The 19,489-nt window shown below is 68.1% G+C and carries 16 protein-coding genes; 5 read left to right on the top strand and 11 right to left on the bottom strand.

The features are described 5' to 3' along the window. Positions 1-46: 46 nt before the first annotated feature. The 3 genes from G1C96_RS00940 to G1C96_RS00930 all read right to left on the bottom strand — a co-directional run bounded on the left by G1C96_RS00940 (position 47) and on the right by G1C96_RS00930 (position 1,462). The gene (locus tag G1C96_RS00940; RefSeq protein ID WP_169274772.1) at positions 47-283 is read right to left on the bottom strand and encodes a hypothetical protein; all 237 of its coding nucleotides are present in this window, start codon (positions 281-283) and stop codon (positions 47-49) included. Beyond that, positions 283-696: a DUF948 domain-containing protein gene (locus G1C96_RS00935; protein WP_169274771.1), complete on the bottom strand. Its 414-nt coding sequence runs from the start codon at positions 694-696 to the stop codon at positions 283-285. Before G1C96_RS00935 ends, G1C96_RS00940 begins: the two co-directional genes overlap by 1 nt. 91 nt (positions 697-787) lie before the next feature. Then, a complete protein-coding gene (locus G1C96_RS00930) occupies positions 788-1,462 on the bottom strand; it encodes a histidine phosphatase family protein (RefSeq protein WP_169274770.1) in 675 nt (224 codons plus the stop codon). An 80-nt stretch (positions 1,463-1,542) separates the two neighbouring features. Between G1C96_RS00930 and G1C96_RS00925 the strand changes: the two genes are divergently transcribed. Further along, positions 1,543-1,908, top strand: coding sequence for a phage holin family protein (locus tag G1C96_RS00925; RefSeq protein ID WP_169274769.1), 366 nt, complete (start codon positions 1,543-1,545; stop codon positions 1,906-1,908). Between the two features lie 105 nt (positions 1,909-2,013). Here the strand turns inward: G1C96_RS00925 and rpsD are convergent, their stop codons facing one another. The 4 genes from rpsD to G1C96_RS00905 all read right to left on the bottom strand — a co-directional run bounded on the left by rpsD (position 2,014) and on the right by G1C96_RS00905 (position 5,375). Continuing rightward, positions 2,014-2,640, bottom strand: coding sequence for a 30S ribosomal protein S4 (gene rpsD, locus G1C96_RS00920; protein WP_169274768.1), 627 nt, complete (start codon positions 2,638-2,640; stop codon positions 2,014-2,016). 269 nt (positions 2,641-2,909) lie between these two features. Continuing rightward, positions 2,910-3,722: an ABC transporter ATP-binding protein gene (locus tag G1C96_RS00915; protein ID WP_169274767.1), complete on the bottom strand. Its 813-nt coding sequence runs from the start codon at positions 3,720-3,722 to the stop codon at positions 2,910-2,912. Next, on the bottom strand, positions 3,722-4,936 hold the full coding sequence (locus G1C96_RS00910; RefSeq protein WP_169274766.1) for an ABC transporter permease: 1,215 nt from the start codon (positions 4,934-4,936) through the stop codon (positions 3,722-3,724). Before G1C96_RS00910 ends, G1C96_RS00915 begins: the two co-directional genes overlap by 1 nt. Position 4,937: 1 nt before the next feature. Then, complete coding sequence (locus tag G1C96_RS00905) at positions 4,938-5,375, bottom strand: DUF4418 family protein (protein WP_169274765.1); 438 nt, start codon at positions 5,373-5,375, stop codon at positions 4,938-4,940. A 210-nt stretch (positions 5,376-5,585) separates the two neighbouring features. Here G1C96_RS00905 and G1C96_RS00900 point away from each other — a divergent pair, with 210 nt between their 5' ends. Together G1C96_RS00900 and G1C96_RS00895 are read left to right on the top strand one after the other, a co-directional pair. After that, complete coding sequence (locus tag G1C96_RS00900; protein ID WP_169274764.1) at positions 5,586-6,056, top strand: (deoxy)nucleoside triphosphate pyrophosphohydrolase; 471 nt, start codon at positions 5,586-5,588, stop codon at positions 6,054-6,056. After that, positions 6,053-9,325 carry a DUF3427 domain-containing protein gene (locus tag G1C96_RS00895; RefSeq protein ID WP_169274763.1) on the top strand — a complete coding sequence of 1,091 codons (3,273 nt, stop codon included), beginning with the start codon at positions 6,053-6,055 and terminating at the stop codon, positions 9,323-9,325. The genes G1C96_RS00900 and G1C96_RS00895 overlap by 4 nt, the downstream gene beginning before the upstream one ends. A gap of 85 nt (positions 9,326-9,410) precedes the next feature. Here G1C96_RS00895 and G1C96_RS00890 read toward each other — a convergent pair whose 3' ends face one another. Both G1C96_RS00890 and G1C96_RS00885 read right to left on the bottom strand, forming a co-directional pair. Next, the gene (locus G1C96_RS00890; RefSeq protein ID WP_169275209.1) at positions 9,411-11,996 is read right to left on the bottom strand and encodes a UvrD-helicase domain-containing protein; all 2,586 of its coding nucleotides are present in this window, start codon (positions 11,994-11,996) and stop codon (positions 9,411-9,413) included. A 29-nt stretch (positions 11,997-12,025) separates the two neighbouring features. After that, on the bottom strand, positions 12,026-12,523 hold the full coding sequence (locus G1C96_RS00885; RefSeq protein WP_169274762.1) for a hypothetical protein: 498 nt from the start codon (positions 12,521-12,523) through the stop codon (positions 12,026-12,028). Between the two features lie 152 nt (positions 12,524-12,675). Between G1C96_RS00885 and G1C96_RS00880 the strand changes: the two genes are divergently transcribed. Continuing rightward, a complete protein-coding gene (locus G1C96_RS00880) occupies positions 12,676-13,257 on the top strand; it encodes a xanthine phosphoribosyltransferase (protein WP_169274761.1) in 582 nt (193 codons plus the stop codon). A gap of 53 nt (positions 13,258-13,310) precedes the next feature. Next, entirely contained in the window at positions 13,311-14,699 is a 1,389-nt protein-coding gene (locus G1C96_RS00875; RefSeq protein WP_169274760.1) for a nucleobase:cation symporter-2 family protein, read from the top strand. A 102-nt stretch (positions 14,700-14,801) separates the two neighbouring features. On the opposite strand, the gene G1C96_RS00870 is transcribed toward G1C96_RS00875, so the two are convergent. Both G1C96_RS00870 and G1C96_RS00865 read right to left on the bottom strand, forming a co-directional pair. After that, positions 14,802-17,699, bottom strand: coding sequence for a cation-translocating P-type ATPase (locus G1C96_RS00870; protein ID WP_205831983.1), 2,898 nt, complete (start codon positions 17,697-17,699; stop codon positions 14,802-14,804). 175 nt (positions 17,700-17,874) lie between these two features. Then, positions 17,875-19,356: a DUF1846 domain-containing protein gene (locus G1C96_RS00865; RefSeq protein ID WP_169274759.1), complete on the bottom strand. Its 1,482-nt coding sequence runs from the start codon at positions 19,354-19,356 to the stop codon at positions 17,875-17,877. Positions 19,357-19,489 lie beyond the last annotated feature (133 nt).

The following is a 19,489-nucleotide window of genomic DNA, read 5'->3' as shown; positions in this document are numbered from 1 at the left end:
CTTGCCGCGGGGCGCACGCGGACCCCTGTCCCGTGCGGCGCGGGGCTCAGCGCGGCGTGGTGACGTAGCGTTCGGACAGTTCGCGCTCGCGCCGTTCGCGGGCGTCGTTGAAGTCCTCCCACAGCGCCGCGAGCGTACGCACGGTGACGTTGTCCTGATCGGCGCCGAGGACGAACTGGCGCGCGCCGTCGGGGGTGTGCGCCCTCACGTAGGACTGCGCCTTGGCCACGATGACGACGCCGGCGGCCATGCCCACGCCGAGCCAGAAAAGTCGCTTGAGCATCACGCCTCCCCGCCGTCGTCGGAACCGGCGTCCGCGGTCTCGCCGCGCGTCGCCTTGGCGCGTCCGTCGAGGAACGACTTCACCGTGGTCCTGGCCGCGTAGATGGCGGCCTGCGCCTTGATGACCGGCTTGCCGAGGAACGAGCCGTACAGGTCGGTCAGGGCGCCCACGTTGTTGGCGGTGGTCGAGGCCGCCGCCGAAATCTTGTTGACGTCGTCGAGCGACTTGTTGACCTGACGGACGGTGGTGACCGACTCGTCGAGCGCGGGCAGCGCATGGTCGCCGGTCTGCTTGACGGTCTCGGCGATCTGGTCGAACAGCTTGCCCAGCCGGATCAGCGGGTAGATCATGAACCCCGCCAGCACGACGAATGCGATGGCCGCGATGAGGCCGGCGATCTGCCCTACATCCATTCTTCCTCCCTGGTCGCACAATTACTGCACAAGGCTACCACCGCCCCGCCACTTTGCGCGCACGCGGCACGGGCGCCGGAACGCGGGAACGTCAGGAGTTGTACGAGACGATGGACACGGCCTGAGCGAACGGCTTGTCCGTGTCGAAGTCGAGCACCGTCACCGAGCCGTTGGCGGGGCGCTCGCTCAGGTCCAGATCGGGGCCGCCGAAGCGGTGCGCCAGGCTCAGCAGCGTGTTGCCGTGGGAGATCTGCAGCACGTCGTCGCCGTCCTGCAGGTCCGGGTTGGCGGCGATCAGCGCGAACGCTCCTTCGACGCGGGCCCAGTACTCGTCGTCGGATTCGGCGTCGTGGAACGGATCCGCCTCCTTGAGGAAGTCGCGCGACGCGGCGAGACCGAACTTCTCGACGATCTCGTTGTACGTCTTCGCGCCGTGGGGGGCGCCGGCCGCGTACCACGCCATCGACATGTCGAGCCCCTCGAAGTAGCCGTAGCACTGCTCGCGGAAGTGCATGTCCGCCACGAGGCGCGGACGCTCGTGTCCGGCGTTCTGGTTGATGTCCAGGATGCGTTCGGCGGTCTGCTGCGCGCGCGTGGTGTCGGAGCAGTAGGCGGCGGCGAACCGGAGCCCCTTGAGCTTCTCCCCCGCCTTGCCGGCGTCGGCGAGGCCGGATTCGGTCAGCGGCGAGTTGGACCAGCCCTGCAGGCGGTTGTAGCGGTTGAAGTACGTCTGTCCGTGGCGGACGAGGTGCAGATGAAGGATCATGCCTCGATTATGGCACCGCCGCGGGCCCGTGCCACGTTTTGCCCGTGGCCGACCCAAGCCGCCTGTGCGACAATGGCGGCATGAAGGATTTCCTCTCCCGCTGGATCGCGCTGGCCGTGGCTGCCGGCGTCATGGTGTGGCTGCTGCCCGGCATGCGTCCGGTCGGCAAGCCCGCGGCGCTCGGCGTCGTCGCGTTCGCCCTGTTCATGGCACTGCTGGACGCGTCGATCAAACCGACCGTGCAGCTGCTGTCTCTGCCGCTGACCTTCCTCACGTTCGGCGTGTTCGCGCTCGTGCTCAACTGGCTGTTCATGCGGCTGGCCTCGTGGCTGGCGGTGAGCGCGTTCGGCGTGGGCGTGTTCATCGACGGCTTCTGGTGGTCGGTGCTCGGGTCGATCATCATGGCGGTCGTCTCCGGCATCGTCTCGTCGATCATCAGCGACTGACGGCCAGTGAATCGTCTTTTTCCCCGCCACCCCGTCTACGACGAAGGAACCCCGCGGCCTTGCGACCGCGGGGTTCCTTCGGTATGTCCTAAATGATGATCCAGATCAGCGAGCGTAGAACTCGACGACGTACTGGATGTTGACCTGCACCGGAATCTGCTCGACCTCCGGCTTGCGGGTGAGGGTGGCCTTCAGGGAGGCCAGGTTCACGTCAAGGTAGCCGGGGACCGCGGGCAGCACGTCACGGTGGACGCCTTCGGCGGCGATCTGGAACGGCACCATGGTCTGGCTCTTGGCCTTCACCTGGATGGTCTGGCCGGGCTTGACGCGGTAGGACGGACGATCCACGATGTTGCCGTCCACCAGGATGTGACGGTGCACCACGAACTGACGGGCCTGGGCGGTGGTGCGGGCGAAGCCGGCGCGCAGCACCAGGTTGTCGAGACGGGTCTCGAGATCGACGAGCATCGCGTTGCCGGTCTGGCCGGCCTCGCGGGTGGCCTGCTCGTAGGCGCGGCGGAGCTGCTTCTCGGAGACGCCGTACTGGGCGCGCAGACGCTGCTTCTCGCGCAGACGCACCGCGTAGTCGGACTCGGTGCGGCGACGGTCGCGGCCGTGCTCGCCGGGGGCGTACGGGCGCTTCTCGAAGATGCGCTGGGCCTTCGGGGTCAGAGCGATGCCGAGGGCGCGGGAAAGACGCACCTGACGGCGGGAACGCTGAACATTGGTCATGTTCTTTGAACCTTTTCTTTTCTGTCGTTATCTGAACGGAACGCCGCGGATCCTGCGATCCCCGACGCTGAGTCGGCCTCTCCAACGCTTCATCGTGCACGCACGAGCGGCCGTATCCCGTGGCGATTCCCGCGGGGCGCGGCCTCCGACCCGTTGATGGGCTAAGACTCCAGATAGGGCTGCCGGTTGGCAGACACCAATCGTCAATAATACACACAACCCGTGGACCGACGCGCGAGCCAGCCGCATATCCCCGGGGCGCGCCGCGTTCACGGGCGGTCGGCCGTCCTCTCCGGCGCGCGCCCGCGCTCGCTCAGCACGCCGCGGTCCATGGCGTACACGACGTCCGCCCAGGCAAGCGCGTCGGGATCGTGCGTGACCATGAGCACCGCGGTGCCGTGGTCCGCCTCCTCGCGCAGCAGCCTCATGACCGTCTCGGTGCTCTGCGCGTCCAGATCGCCGGTCGGCTCGTCGGCGATGAGCAGCCTGGGGCGGTTCATGAGCGCTCGGGCGATGGACACGCGGCGCATCTCCCCGCCGGACAGCTCGCGGGGACGGCATCCGGCCAGATCGGCTACGCCGAGCCTTCCCAGCAGGCCGAGCGCGCGGGTCTCCAGCGCATCGGGGCCGGCCGGCGCGGCGATCGGGGCGATGGTGTCCGGCAGACCGGCGTCCGCGGGCGGCGGCGCCGTCTCGGGCCGCGCCACCGCTTCGGACCGCTCTGCGGAGGTCTCGTTCGCGGCGTGCATCGTCGCCGGCAGGATGACGTTGTCGAGCACGGTGAGGTTGCCCAGCAGCGTCTGCGACTGCGTGACGAAGCCGATGGTCCGGTTGCGCAGCGCGGAGATGCCACGGTCGTCGAGCCCGGCCACGTCGGTCCCGTCGATCGTGACCGTGCCGGACGTGGGGGCGAGCAGGCCGGTGACGAGGTTGAGCAGCGTGGACTTGCCGTTGCCGGAACGGCCCACGATGGCGACGAACTCGCCCGAGTCGATCGTCAGCGAGACGTGGTCCACGGCCGCGAACGGACGGCCGCGACGCACGAAGGTGCGCGTCAGGTCGCGGATCTCCAGCAGCGCCATCACTCCCCCTCCCTCAGCGTCAGATACGCCTCCGGCCGCGCCAGACGGACCGCGGCGAGCACCGAGGCGAGCGCGCCGGTCACGGTGGCGAAAACGAGCGCGACGGCGACGAGGAGCGCGACGGTGCCGAATCCGGTCTGCAGGTACGGCAGCTGCAGTTCGCGTCCGATGAGCGCGCTGAACGGCAGGATCGCCAGCGAGGACAGGCCCACGCCGATCACGCCGCCGATCACGCCCACGAGCGTGGACTCCCCCACGACGAGACGCGCCAGCTGGCCCCGCGTGGCGCCCATGATGCGCAGGCTCGCGAACTCGCGCTTGCGCTCGTTGGCGGTGGCGGAGAACACGGCGAGCAGCACGACGACGCCCATGGCCCAGAAGATCGCCACGAACACGGCCACGTAGCGCATGACCGCGCCGAGGCTGCTCTTCGTGGAGGCGGTCACGCCGCCGGGATACACGTAGCCCAGATCGTCGATGCCGGTGGCCCGCGCGATGTTCGAGGCGACGGTCCTTGCCTCGTAGCCGGGCGCCACCTTGATGAGCACCGCGGAGGTGACCTTGTCCTCGTAGCCTTCGGGGATGGCGGGATGTCCCGTCTCGGCGGAGTAGCGCACCACCTGGGGCACGGTGGCCCGGTTGACGAACACGGAGTTGTCGAGCGATGTGCCGGTGGCGCCCAGCTGGGCGACGACCGGGAACCGGTGCCCGTACAGCCTGATCGTGCCGTCGGCGGACACGTTGATGTTCGCCCCGGCCACGGCCTGTCCGTCGGCCAGCGTGCCGTCGTACTGCGAGGTGATCCACGGCTCGATCACGAAGTCGGTGGACGGGTCGAATCCGATGATCTGCACCTTCTCGTCGCAGCAGTCGGCCACGAGCGACGAGATGTAGGTCTGCGCGCTCTCCTGCGCCACGCCGTCCGCACCGGCGACCGCGGACTCGATGTCGTTGGTGAAGTAGAACGTGTTCGAGTCGCCGTTGGTGAGCAGCGCCTCGGCCTTGGCGCCGGTGTTCTGCGGCACCACCATGAGGTCGGCGCCCATGCGCTCCTCCATGCTGGTCAGGCCGGCGTCGAGGTTGAGCGAGAGCATCGACCCGGCGTAGAAGGCGACGGTGAGCATGGTGACCACCACGAGCAGCGCGGCGGTGCGGAACGGCTTGCGCCTGAGGTTCTCCAGCGGCAGCGCGCCCAGACTGATGTGCGCGGCCATGTCAGCGAGCGGTCCCGGTCTCGGCGGAGACGGATTCGGCCTTGGCGGTCTGTGTGGCCTTCGCGTCGAGGCGGATGGCGATGAGCGCGAAGACGATGGTCAGCACGGAGAGCACGACGAGGGTGGGCAGCATGACCATGCGGCAGTGCATCATGGCGCCCCTGCACACGCCGATGAGCACGGTCGGGACGGCGAGGACCAGCAGCGCGTCGGCGATGACCGCGACGTTGAGGCCGATGCGCACCCTCGCATCCGCGAACAGCGCCGCGACGCCGAGCACGAGGATCACCACGCCCACGCCGGTGGCCGCGAGCGCCGAGTAGTGGCATGCGCCCGGCGTGTCGTGCCTCAGGCAGGCGTGCGCGAAGGTCTGCGGCCCCACGGCGATGAGCGCGCCGAACACGATGGACGGGACCGAGGCGAACAGCTTGTTCTTCATGTGATTCTCTCCTGACTTCTCTCCGGCTCCGCCGGCAAGCAAACGTCCGCCATTATCCCGTGGCGCGGAGGCAAACACAACCCTTGACTTTGCGCGGCGGTGACCGTATACTGCCCCGCTCCCCGGGACGGTCCGGGCACGGTATCCTGGTCGCATGGTCGCATGACCGTGAACGGGAATCACGGGTGCGAACGGATCATGAGGGAGGCGATGGAGACGGATCGCAACGAGACCGGGGCGCATCCCGGACGCAGGATCATCGACGTGGTCGGAGCGGCGATCGTCCGCAACGGGACGGTGCTGTGCGCGCGACGGGGACCGGGAAAGTCGCTGGAAGGATTCTGGGAGTTCCCGGGCGGCAAGATCGAACCGCACGAGACGCCGCGGCAGGCGCTGCACCGCGAGATCGAGGAGGAGCTGCTGTGCGAGGTCGACGTCGCCGAGGAGGTGTGCACGAGCGCGTACGACTATGACTTCGGCACCGTGCGGCTGACCACGTTCGTCTGCCATCTGCTCAGGGGCATGCCGCGGCTGACCGAGCACGCGGACATCCGATGGCTGTCGCCGTCCGAAATGCCGCGATTGGACTGGGCGCCGGTGGACCGTCAGGCGGTCGGCATCATCGCCGGCCGCACGTTCGCCGCGAACGTCCCCGCACGGCCGGGAGACGATGAGGCATGACGACCGCAAAGCCCGGGTACGATCGACATGTTCCCCCGACCGCGCCGACGGCCGATGACGAGGCACGGCGGTCGGTGCTCGACGGAGCCTTCTCCGCCTTCGTGGAACGGCGAATCGAGGCCTCCGACACCTACATGCCGACGCTGATCTCCAACCGCGGCGAGCTCACCATGCACGATCAGCTCAGCGACGAGCTCGCGAACAGCGACGCCTTCGACATCTCGGTCGCGTTCGTCTCCGCCGGTGCGATCCAAAGCCTGTTGGAGGACTTCCGCGCCCATCACGCCAACGCCATGGCCGCTGGCACAGGGTTCGACGGACGGGAGAGAGCCGTCAGCCGTCTGATCACCTCCACGAAGGGCCACTTCAACGATCCCCGTGCCTTCTGGGAGCTGCTGCACCTGCAGCGCACCGCCGACGTCGACGTGCGCATCTGGGAGGGCTCGGAAGACGACCGGCGCACGGCACAGGGACAACCGTTCCACCCGAAAGGCTACGTCTTCGCCCGCCGCATGCGCAACGGCGCCCGCTACTATGATCTGCTCATCGGCAGCTCGAATCTGACGGACGCGGCGCTGAGCACCCAGCGCGAGTGGAATCTGAAGGTCTCCTCCCTCGGCACGGGCGAACTGGTGAGGCAGGTGCGCGAGGAGATCGCATCGCAGGTGGCTGATTCGGTGCCGCTCACCGAAGAGTGGATCAGGCGGTACGAGGAGGACTTCAGGAGGTACGCGCCGCCGCGCAAGGACATCCTGGCGTCCCTTGAGAGCCGCGACATCCGTCCCAACGCCATGCAGGAGGAAGCGCTGGCGAATCTCGGAAGACTCCGGGAACAGGGCGAGCACCGCGCGATCATCGTGTCGGCCACGGGCACGGGCAAGACCTATCTATCCGCGTTCGACGTGCGCGCATGCCGTCCAGGACGCATGCTGTACATCGCCCAGCAGCAGATGATCCTCAAGGCGGCGATGCAGTCGTACCGGAAGGTGCTCGGCTGCGACGAGTCCGATCTGGGACTCTATTCCGGCGGCAGCAAGCAGTCGGACCGCAGATACGTGTTCGCCACCGTGCAGACGATGAGCAGGACGCTGGACCGGTTCTCCTCCGACGAGTTCGACTACGTGCTGATCGACGAGGTTCACCACGCCGGCGCCGAAAGCTATCGGAAAGTCATCGACCATTTCGGGGACGCGGACTTCATGCTCGGCATGACCGCCACTCCGGAACGCACCGACGGCATCAACATCTTCGAACTGTTCGGCAACAACGTCGCCTATGAGATCCAGCTGCAGAAGGCGCTGGACGAGAACATGCTCTGCCCGTTCCACTACTACGGCGTCGCCGAATACCTCGGCACGCACGACGCCGAGTACCAGGACGATCGGGGGCGCACGCACACCGTTCGGCATCGGATCGGCGTCGGCACCGGCGAAGGCCTCACCGCCGACGAGTCGGGACAGCTCCGATACGAGATCGGTCAGCTCGCCACTCGGGAGCGCGTGCGCTACATCATCGGCAAGCTGCGGGAGTATGGCCAGTTCAACGTCCCCGTCACCGGGCTGGTGTTCTGCAGCAGGCAGGAGGAGGCACGCGAGCTGTCGCGGCTGTTCAACCAGGAGTGGAACCAGCAGGCGGAGCGTCCCTACCGCACGGCCGCCGTGACCAGCAAGGACGGCGAGGACCGCCAGGTTTCGCAGCAGCGGCGCGCCGAGTACGTGCGCAGGCTCACCGAGGGAGAACTCGACTACCTGTTCACCGTCGACCTGTTCAACGAGGGAGTCGACATCCCCGCGGTCAACCAGATCGTCATGCTGCGCAGCACCCAGTCGAGCATCGTCTTCACCCAGCAGCTGGGACGCGGCCTGCGCAAGTTCCCGCACAAGGACAGCGTGGTCGTCATCGACTTCATCGGCAACTACGCCAACAACTACCTGATCCCGGTCGCCCTGTACGGCAACACCGGCGACCGCGACCGCGCGCGCAGGAACCTGCAGCGCAAATCCATCGGATTGTCGTCGATCAGCTTCGACCCGATCGCCCGGGAACGCATCCTCAGATCGCTGGACACGGCCGACTGGTCGGACATGAGACGCCTGACCGAACAGTATCGGCAGACGCGCTACGAGCTGGGACGCATCCCCATGCTGACCGACATCTACGCCCATGATCCGTCGCTGCCGTACACGCTGGCATCGAAGCGGGGCAACTACCTCGACTTCGTGATCTCCCGCGAGCAGAGCCTCGGCAGGGGCTCGGAGACAACGGGGATCGTGCCGCCGGATCCGGTCGGAGATACCGAGAACGCGATCCTCAAGATGGCCACCGAACTGCTGCTGCCCGGATTGCGTCCGCACGAGCTGGTGATCCTCGAGCATCTGTGCGGATTCGCCGACGAGCGATCGGCAGCGGAGGACCGCGCCGGCTGGAACGAGCCGGGCCCGATGAGCCGGACCGCGCTGGAGGCGGCGATTCTGCGGGAGTTCCCCCGGGCCGACCGATCGGACGTCCAGTTCGACTCGGCGATCGGCGTGCTGGACTTCTCCTACTTCCGGGAGGGCAACAGGACTCGCTTCGGAGGCGTTCCGCTGATCGCCGCGGAGCAGCCGGACGCGGAGGACGACATCCGCTACCGGCTGAGCGCCCGGTTCGCCTCCATGCTGTCCGGGAGCCGGACGTTCCGCGTCTTTCTCGCCGATACGCTGCGGGTGGGTCTGGCCAACTGCCGAGACATGTTCCGCGACGCGAAGGCGGGGCCGCGCCCATTCGACGGCGCGTTCCTGTACGAACGCAAGTACTCGCTGGACGACGTGATGCGTCTGTGCGGGTGGAAGAACGAGAACACGCCGCAGAACGTCGGCGGCTACTATCTGGACCGGGAGAGCGGCACGATGCCGATTTTCGTCAAATACGCCACCAGCCAGTACGCCGACGAGTTCCTGAACCCGCAGGAGATGCGGTACTTCAGCAAGAACGGGCGAACCCCGGACTCCCCCGAGTTCCGCTGGCTGCGCGAAAACGCCGGAGCGGACTGGGGACGGACGCACTTCGTGCCGCTGTTCGTCATGCGCAAGGCCGAGTCGGAGACCCCGGACGGCAGGAAGATCAAGGGCGGCAGGTACTACTACGTCGGTCACGTCACGGCCTTCGAGCATCCCGAGCTGACCACGAAGCCGAACGCCGACGGTACCGGCGAGGTCAGGGTGACGCTGTCCACGCTGCGACTGGCCCGGCCGATCGAACCGGAGCTCTACCGGCATCTCATCGGCTAACCGACGCGCCGTCCGCGATCCGTCGCATGCGCGCTGCGCCATGCCGGACCGCGGACGGCTCCGATCGAGGAGACCGCGCGGCCTCCTACAGCTTCTCGATCGGGGCGACGCGCAGCATGAGGCGCTTGACGCCCTTGGAGCCGAAGTCGACGGTGATGACGGAGTTGCGGCCCTTGTCCTGCGTGTCCTGCACGGTGCCCAGGCCGTACTGGTCGTGGATCACCTTGTCTCCCACGGCGAAGTCCGCGATGTTGAGCTGGTTGTCCTTGGCGAGCGAGGACGCCGGCTGGGCCGCCGCCTTGGGCGCGGCGTGGCGCGTGGTCACCTTGCCGCCGCGCGTACGACCGTACGCATCGGAGCCGCCACGCGATGAGGAACCATGGGACGCGGACGATCCGTACGTACGTCCGTACGCGCCGCCGCGGGAGGACGATCCTCCGGAGCGCGAGCCGTACGAACCGTACGAGGAACGGGACGAGCCGGATCCGCGGGACGAGGAACCGCCGTACGACGACGAACTGCCGTACGACGACGAACCGTAGGACCGCGATCCTCCGAACGAGAACCCTCCGAAGTCGTCGTCCCCGGACTCGAACCCGCCGAACTCATCGTCGGCGTCGCTCCCCCAGCCGCCGCGCATGCGTTCCACGGATGCCTCGCGGCGCTTCCAGTCGATCAGTTCGTCCGGGATCTCGTCGAGGAACTGGCTGGGCGGCATCTCGGCGGCCTGCCCCCACTGGGCGCGCACGGCCGCGCGCGTCACGTACAGCCTGCGCTTGGCGCGCGTGATGCCCACGTAGGCGAGGCGCCGCTCCTCCGCCAGCTCGGAGGCGTCCTCCAGCGAGCGCGAGTGCGGGAACGTGCCCTGTTCCATGCCGGTGAGGAACACCACCGGGAACTCCAGTCCCTTGGCGGTGTGCAGCGTCATGAGCGTCACCTTGCCGGTGTCCTCGCCCTCGCCCGGCAGCTGGTCGGAGTCGGCCACCAGCGCCGTGGTCTCCAGGAACCCGGCCAGCGTGGCGTCCGGCGTGTTCTGCTCGAACTCCGCGGCCACGGACTGCAGCTGCGAGAGGTTCTCCACGCGCGAGGCGTCCTGCGGGTCCTCGCTGCGCTGCAGCTCCTCCAGCAGGCCGGACTTCGAGAGCACCTCCGCCACCACCTCGCTGGGCTTGCCCGCATGCTCCGCGGCGAACGCGGACAGCGACGTCATCAGCTCGCGGAACGCGCCCAGCTGGTTGGCGGTGCGCGTGGGCATGCCTTCGATGCGCTCCAGGTTCGCGACGCCGTCCCAGAAGCTCACGCCGTTGGCGTCCGCGTATCCGGAGACGAGCGCCTCGGCGCGCGCGCCCAGGCCGCGCTTGGGCACGTTGAGGATGCGCCTCACGTTCACGCTGTCCACGGGGTTGACGATCGCCTGCAGGTACGCCATCGCGTCCTTGACCTCGCGGCGCTCGTAGAACTTCGTGCCGCCCACCAGCTGGTACGGCAGTCCCGCGTTGATGAGCGCCTCCTCCAGCGAGCGCGACTGCGCGTTGGCGCGGTACATCACGGCCATGTCCGAGTAGGCGATGCCCTCCTCGGCGGCGAGGCGCGCAATCTCCGTGGCGATCCACTGCGCCTCCTGCTGCGCGTTGTCCGCCGCGTAGCCCACGATCGGCTCGCCCTTGCCCAGCGCGGTCCACAGCTTCTTGGGCTTGCGCCCCTCGTTGCGCGAGATCACCGCGTTGGCGGCGTCCAGGATGGTCTGCGTCGAACGGTAGTTCTGTTCGAGCATGATCGTGCGCGCGTGCGGGAAGTCCTTCTCGAAGTCCTGGATGTTGCGGATGTCCGCGCCGCGGAACGCGTAGATGGACTGGTCGGAGTCGCCCACCACGGTCACCCATGCGGGGCGCTCCACCGCGTCCACTCCGGCGAGCTCGCGCACGAGCACGTACTGCGCGTGGTTGGTGTCCTGGTACTCGTCCACGAGGATGTAGTGGAACTTGTGCCGGTAGTAGTCGGCCACGGCCGGCTGGGTGCGCAGCAGCTCCACGGTGCGCATGATCAGGTCGTCGAAGTCCACGGCGTTGGCGAGCGCGAGGCGGTGCTGGTATTCCGCGTACATCACGGCGTACAGCTCCTCCACGTTGCCGACGCGGCCCATCTGGTAGCCACGCTGGCCGGGACGGTAGTCGGGCGCGTAGGCGGCGAGCTGGGTGCGCCAGTCAGTGAGGTTGTTCTTGAAGTCGGAGATGCGCCCCAGGATGACGCGCGGCGTGTAGCGCTTGAGGTCCACGTTGAGGTCGGCGCCGATGAGCTTGATCAGGCGCTCGCAGTCGGCGGTGTCGTAGATGGAGAACCCGGACTTCAGTCCGATGGCCTTGCCGTCGCGTCTGAGGATGCGCACGCACGCCGAGTGGAACGTGGAGACCCACATGCGTTCGGCCACGGGGCCGATGAGCGTGGCGAGGCGTTCGCGCATCTCGGCGGCGGCCTTGTTGGTGAACGTGATGGCGATGATCTGGCTGGGCCATGCGCCGAACTGGCTGAGGATCCACGCGATGCGGCGGGTGAGCACGCGCGTCTTGCCGGAGCCGGCGCCGGCGCCGATGAGCAGCGCGGGGCCCTGGTAGCGCACGGCCTCGGCCTGCTGGGGGTTGAGGTCGCCGATCAGCTCGTCGGCGCCGCGCATGGTGACTTCGGGCTGCGCGTCGTATCCGCTCACTTGGACCTCCCCTGACGGCCGTTCCGGCCGCCGTTCGGCTGGTGGCCCTTGTAGCGCTTGCCCTCGGCGATGCGGATCTCGCGCTTGACGCGCTGCGCCAGGTCGGCGCCCACACCGAACAGCGCCGCGGTGGCGATGAGCAGCAGCAGGTTGTCGGTGCGCACCGCCAGCACGTTGAACAGCACCACCAGCAGCACGAGGACCATCGTCACCCACGTGATCGCCTGGAACACGGTGAGCAGCACCTTGTTCTCGCCCGTGGAGGCGAGCAGGCCGAGCACGCCGGAGACCGCGAGGATGAGCGCAGCGGCCACGAACGCGGCGCCGAACGGCACGATCGCGTCCTCGCCGGTGATCAGGGCGTTCGGGGTGTTGAACATCAGTTTGTCGACGTCGAACACCGAGGAGCGGGCGAACAGCAGGCCCGCCGCGACGGCGTAGGCGACGGCCGCCGCGATCATGACGACGGATGTGATTCTCAGGCCTCGGCGCATGGTGCCGCCTTTCTGATGGTGGGATTCGGATGCAGAGCGCCTTACAGCGTAGCGCAAGGCCTGCCTTTGCGCGGGCGCCCTGCACCGGCCCGGCGGTATCAGCCCGGTGGTATCCTCGCTGCATTCCGTATCCGACCGACCAAGGGAGCATCATGCAGGAACTGGAAGACCGCATCGCCAAGGATGGCACGGTCAAGCCCGGCAACGTCCTCAAGGTGGACGCCTTCCTCAACCACCAGTGCGACGTGGCGCTGTTCGACCACATGGGCGCCGCGTGGGCCGAGCACTTCGCCGGCAAGCCGATCGACAAGATCCTCACCATCGAGGCCTCGGGCATCGGCATCGCGTGCATGGCGGCCCGCCACTTCGGCGACGTGCCGGTGGTGTTCGCCAAGAAGGCGCAGTCCATCAATCTGGACGGCGACCAGTACTCCACCACCGTGTACTCCTTCACCAAGCAGAAGGAGTTCCCGGTGATCGTGTCCAGGAAGTACCTCAACGCCGGCGACCACGTGCTGCTCATCGACGACTTCCTGGCCAACGGCAAGGCCATGCAGGGCCTCATCGAACTGTGCCGCAAGGCCGGCGCGGTGATCGAGGGCATCGGCATCGCCGTGGAGAAGGGATTCCAGGACGGCGGCCGTCTGCTGCGCGAGCAGGGCTACGACGTGGATTCGCTGGCGATCGTGGACGCCATGGACCCCGAGACCGGCGAGATCGACTTCCGTCACTGACGTGGCGTACCGCAAAGAGAGACAAGAGAGAAGAGACACCAAGGAGCACCCGCATGAGCGCTGAAGAGAAGAAGAAACCGAAGACGGGCGACGCCGTGTCGTTCAAGGCGCTGAGCAGCCTCGACGCGCCGGTCTCGTTCTGGCGCGGCATCCCGTTCGGCCTGCAGCACGTCATGGCCATGTTCGTCGCCAATCTGGCGCCGATCTTTCTGGTGGCGGCCGCGGCGAACATGAGCCCGGCGGAGTCCGCCACCATCATCCAGTCCGGTCTGCTGGTGGCGGGCCTGGGCACCTGCCTGCAGCTGTACGGCATCTGGCGCATCGGCTCGCGCCTGCCCATGGTGACGGGCATCTCGTTCACCTACGTGGCGGCAGCGATCGCCATCGTATCCGACAAGGGCTACGGCGCCGTGGTGGGCGCGGTGCTCGTGGGCGGCCTGCTGGAGGTGGCGCTGGGCCTGACGGCGCAGTGGTGGCGTCGCTTCGTGCCGCCGATCGTCTCGGCGATCGTCGTCACGTCCATCGGATTCTCGCTGCTGAGCGTGGGCGCGAACAGCTTCGGCGGCGGCCAGGGAGCCGCGGACTTCGGCAGCTGGCAGAACCTCACGCTCGGCCTGATCTCGCTGGTGGCGTGCCTCGCGTTCCAGCTGCTCATGAAGGGCACCGCCAAGCAGCTGTCGGTGCTGTTCGGCCTCGTGGTCGGCTACGTCGTGGCGATCTGCATGGGCAAGGTCGACTTCTCCGGCTTCCAGGACCTGCAGATCGTCTCCCTGCCGCACGTCATGCCGTTCAGGCCCGTGTTCGACTGGGGCGCGATCATCTCGTTCGCGCTGCTGTACGTGGTCTCCTCGGTCGAGGTGCTCGGCGACACGGCCGCGCTGACCAAGGTGGGCCTCAACCGCCAGCCCACCGAGAGGGAGACCGCGGGCGCCATCGCCGGCGACGGCCTGATCTCGTCGGTGTCCGGCCTGTTCGGCTGCCTGCCGCTGACCAGCTTCGCCCAGAACATCGGACTCGTGGCCATGACGAAGGTCGTCAACCGCAAGGTCATCCTCTCCGGCGGCCTGATCCTCGTGCTGGCGAGCTTCGTGCCGGCCGTGGCCGAGGTGTTCAACTCGCTGCCGCAGGCGGTGCTGGGCGGCTGCACGATCATGATGTTCGGCAACATCATCCTCTCCGGCTTCCAGATGATCTCCGAGGCCGGCTACACGCAGCGCAACATCACGATCGCCGCGCTAAGCCTGACGATCGGCATCGGCTTCACCGAGGTGGGCACGATCTTCGCGAACTTCCCCGCCCTGTTCCAGTCGATCTTCGCATCCAACTGCATCGCCGTGGCGTTCGTGGTGGCCGTGATCCTCAACGCCGTGCTGCCGGGCGAAGAGCACTTCCTTGCCGCCGCTCCCGGCGACGGCACGAAGGACGACGCGCCGGCGAAGTAGCATCAGACGCTTTGCGACTCGTCGCCGCGCGGCCGATGCGCGAAGGCCCCGAATCCGTTCGAGATCGGATTCGGGGCCTTTCCATGACCGGCGGCGGCAGCGTCATCGCGCCGCGCGGCGGGCATGAACGCGGCAGACGAGCTTGCGCAGCTCCTCGATGCCGAGCACCGCGAACGGAATGCACGCCAGATAGCAGTAGTCGGCGAATTCGAGCGGCGCCGTGTGGAACACGCCCTGCAGCGCCGGCACCTCGGTGATGAGCACGAGCAGCGCGATCTCGGCGACGATGCCGACGGTGATGGTCCGGTTGGAGAACAGTCCCGCGCGGAGCGCGGACGAGCGGGACGTGCGGCAGTTCCACACCGCGCCGATCTGCGCGAACACGATGGACGCCAGCGTCATGGTGGTGGCGGCCACGTACACCGGGTCGGCGTCGTCCGTCATTCCCGCCAGCGGGACGTGCGGCCAGCCGTGCAGCACGTTCACCAGGAAGTATCCGGCGAGCGAGGCGACGGTGCCGAGCAGACCGTACCACAGGAACGCCTTGACGAGCGTGGGACGGTCGAGCAGGCGTTCGCGCGGATCGCGCGGCGGCTGGTCCATCACGCCGTCCTCCGGCGGCTCGGTGCCGAGTCCCAGCGCGGGCAGCATGTCGGTGCCCAGATCGATCGTCAGGATCTGCATGGTGGTCAGCGGCAGCGGCACCATGCCGCCGGAAAACAGATAGACGGCGCTGGGCACGGCCTCCGGCACGTTCGAGTTGAGGATGTACAGCAGGAACCGGCGGATGTTGGCGTAGACGGCGCGTCCCTCCTCGATGGCGGCGACGATGGACGCGAAGTTGTCGTCGGCGAGGATGATGTCCGCGGCCTCCTTGGCCACGTCGGTGCCCGCCATGCCCATGGCCACGCCCACGTCGGCCTTCTTGAGCGCGGGCGCGTCGTTGACCCCGTCGCCGGTGGTAGCGACGATCTGCCCCATGCGCTGCAGACAGGTCACGACGCGCAGCTTCTGCTCGGGCGCCATGCGCGCGAAGACCACGTCTCCGCGCAGCGCCTCGGTCAGCTCGGCGTCACCCATCGTCGACAGCTCCGGACCGGAGACGACGCGCACGTCGCCCGCGCCCACGATGCCGATGCGCCGCGCGATCGCCACGGCGGTGCGGCCGTAGTCGCCGGTGATCATGATGATGCGGATGCCCGCCGTATGGCACTGCTCCACGGCACGGGCCACTTCGGGCCGGGGCGGATCCACCATCGCCTCCAGCCCCAGCAGCGTGAGACCGCGCTCCATCCGTTCGGCGGAGAGCGGCGCGGACGCGTCCCCCGCGTCCGGGACGCCGGAGCTCACGGCACGGGCCTCGTCGGCGTCCAGCGTGCGCCGCGCGACGGCCAGCACGCGCAGCCCCCGATCGGCGTACGCGTCGTTGGCGGCCATGATCCGTTCCCGAAGCGCCGCGGTCATGGGCACGTCCCCGGCATCGGTGGCCACGTGCGTGGCAAGCGCGACGACCTCGTTGGGCGCGCCCTTGACGTTGAGGCGCAGCGTGCCGTCGGGCATGGCGTTGACGACGCTCATGCGCTTGCGCCGCGAATCGAACGGTAGCTCGAACATGCGGGGCATGACGTCGGCGAGCGCATCCGGGTCGAGACCGGCCTTGCCGCATGCCACGAGCAGACATGCCTCGGTGGGATCGCCGTACACCTGCCAGCGGCCGTCGGCGGAGGCGTCGTGGTGTTCGCGCACGGCCGCGGATCCGTCCCGCTCCTCGCCGGACGGGGCATGCAGGTGCGCGTTCGTGCACAGCGCCGCCGCGCCCACGAGATCGCGCAGCACGGCGTCGTCCCGTGCCGTCCAGACTCGTCCCTCGGCCTCCACGGCTCCCCGCGGCGCGTAGCCGAGCCCGGTGACGCGGTATTCGCGCCGCGCCGTCCACAGTGCTTCGACGGTCATCTCGTTGCGGGTGAGCGTGCCGGTCTTGTCGGTGCAGATCACGGACGTGCAGCCGAGCGACTCGACGCTGGACAGCCGCTTGACCAGCGCGTTGCGCTTCGCCATGCGCTGCACGGCCATGGCCAGGGACAGCGTGACCGTGGGCAGCAGGCCCTCGGGGATGAACGCGACCATCATGCCGAGCGCGAACAGGAACGCCTGGGCGAGCGGATTGTGCACGAAGAGGATGTCGAGCAGGAGGAACGCGGTGCCGATGCACGCCGCGAAGACGGTGATCTGCCGGGTGAGATGGTTGAGCTCGACCTGCAGCGGACTGGGCTTGTCCTCCACGCTCTGGGTGAGCCGGGCGATCCGGCCGAACCTGGTGGTCATGCCGGTGCATACCGCCACGGCGCGACCGTGGCCCTGCGCCACCGACGTTCCGGCGTAGACGAGGTCGGGGATCTCCGCCGCGGTGAGCCCGCCGACGTCCACGGCGTCGGCGCGCTTGCGCGCGGGCGTGGATTCGCCGTTGAGCGTGGACTGGTTGACCTGCAGATCGCTGGCGGCGACGAGCCTGGCGTCGGCGCAGATGCTGTCGCCCTCCTCCAGGATGAGCACGTCGCCGGGAACCACGTCCTGCGCGAGGATTCTGACGCGTTCGCCGTCGCGCATCACGTTCACGTGCTGCGGCAGCATGTCCTTGAGCGCCTCCGCAGCCTTGCCGGCGCGGTATTCCTGCCAGAAGCTGAACACGCCGTTGATGACGTTGACGAGCCAGACGGCGACGCCCAGTTCGGTGAGTCCGGCCACGAACGCGACGGCTCCGGCGGCCCACAGGAGCAGCGCCATGAGATGCGTGAATCCCTTGAGCAGGAGGAGCGCCGCGGGCGTGCGGCGCCGCTCTTCGATGACGTTGCGTCCGTATGCGCCGAGCCGTATGCGTGCCTCGGTCGCGGACAGTCCGCCCTCGGTGGTCTGCAGCGCCTCGTAGACCTGACCGGTCGTCATGACGCTGACCTCGTCCATGGAGTACGAGGATGCCCGTGTGCCGTTGGAGACGATCATCGCCGATCACCCGACCTCGCTGCCGTGGTTCCCGGGCGCCGTCACCAGCGCGCCCCGTAGCCCCGATTGTAGTGCCGCGGCGCAGCGATCGGAAGGCCCGGGAGCCGAGGACGAGGCCGCTCCGCCCGTTCGTGGTACGTGGCACGGGCGAGGAGGACACGGAGATTCGCTCCGGCTACCGGTGGTACAGCGATGCGCGCTCGTACTTCGGCTCGCAGCACACGTTGATGCCGAGCCTGCGGTAGAGGGCCTCGTCGGCGGCGGAGATGATGACCGAGAAGAACGCGTCGCAGCCCTTGAGCGCGTCGAGCCCGTCGATCACCCGGCGTGCGACGGGGTCGACGGCGCTGGTGATGGACAGGGCGATGAGCGTCTCGTCGGAGTGCAGACGCGGGTTGGCGCTCTTCAGATGCTCGGTCTTGAGCCGGCAGATCGGCTCGATCGCGTCGTCGTGGATGACCGTGAGCGCATCGTCCACGCCGGCGACGGCCTTGAGCGCGTTCATGAGCAGCGCGCTGGCCGCTCCGAGCAGGTCGCCGGTCTTGCCGGTGACGACGCGCCCGTCGGCGAGCACCATCGCGCCGGCCGGCGCTCCCGTGGCCTGTTCCTTGTCGAGCGTGGCCTTGCGCGCCGGCGAGAGGTTCTCGTCCACGCCGGCCTTCTGCATGATCGAACGCAGTCGGTCGAGCTGGTCGAGCCCGGCGCCGGTGCGCCTGAACGCCACGGCCGCGGTGAAGTAGCGGCGCACGATCTCCATGCGCGCGGCCTCGCGGCACGCCTCGTCGTCCGTGATCGCGTAGCCCGCCATGTTCACGCCCATGTCGGTGGGGCTGGCGTAGGGGCTCTCCCCCATGATCCGCTCCATCATGGCCCTGAGCACGGGGAACGCCTCCACGTCGCGGTTGTAGTTGACGGTGGTTTCGCCGTGCGCCTCCAGATGGAACGGGTCGATGATGTTCGCGTCGTCGAGGTCCGCGGTGGCGGCCTCGTAGGCGATGTTGACCGGATGGTTGAGCGGCAGGTTCCACACGGGGAACGTCTCGTACTTGGCGTACCCGGCCTTCACGCCGCGCTGGTGCTCGTGGTAGAGCTGCGACAGGCAGGTGGCGAGCTTGCCGGAGCCGGGGCCGGGCGCGGTGACCACCACGAGCGGACGCGTGGTTTCGACGTATTCGTTGCGCCCGTAGCCGTCGTCGGAGACGATGCGCGCGATGTCGTGCGGGTATCCGGGGATCGGATAGTGCAGGCGGCAGGTCACGCCGAGCTGCGCGAGACGCCGGCGGTACGCGTCGGCGGCGGGCTGGCCGGCGTACTGGGTGAGCACGACCGCGCCGACGAGGAACCCGTGGGAGCGGAACACGTCGATGAGGCGCAGCACGTCCTCGTCGTACGTGATGCCGAGGTCGCCGCGCACCTTGGCCTGCTCGATGTGGTTGGCGTTGACGGCGATGACGATCTCCACGTCGTCGGCGAGGCTGCTGAGCATGCGGAACTTGGCGTCCGGCTCGAATCCGGGCAGCACGCGCGAGGCGTGGTGGTCGTCGAACAGCTTGCCGCCGAACTCCAAATACAGCTTGCCGCCGAACTGCGCGATGCGCTCGCGGATCCTGGCGGCCTGCAGCTCGATGTACTTCTCGTTGTCGAATCCCTGTCGCATTGCGGCGTCTCCTTACTCTGGCACGGCGTCGTAAAACGACACGATTATACGCGAATGGGCCCGGAACCACGCGGTTCCGGGCCCGTTACCCACTGCCGTAAGTCAACGACGTCACGTCTCGCATAATGCAGAG

Origin of the sequence: Bifidobacterium moraviense (assembly GCF_012932365.1) — a bacterium.
Classification (GTDB): domain Bacteria; phylum Actinomycetota; class Actinomycetes; order Actinomycetales; family Bifidobacteriaceae; genus Bifidobacterium; species Bifidobacterium moraviense.
Note: the sequence above shows the minus strand (reverse complement) of the source record. Positions and strands in the feature narration are given on the sequence as shown.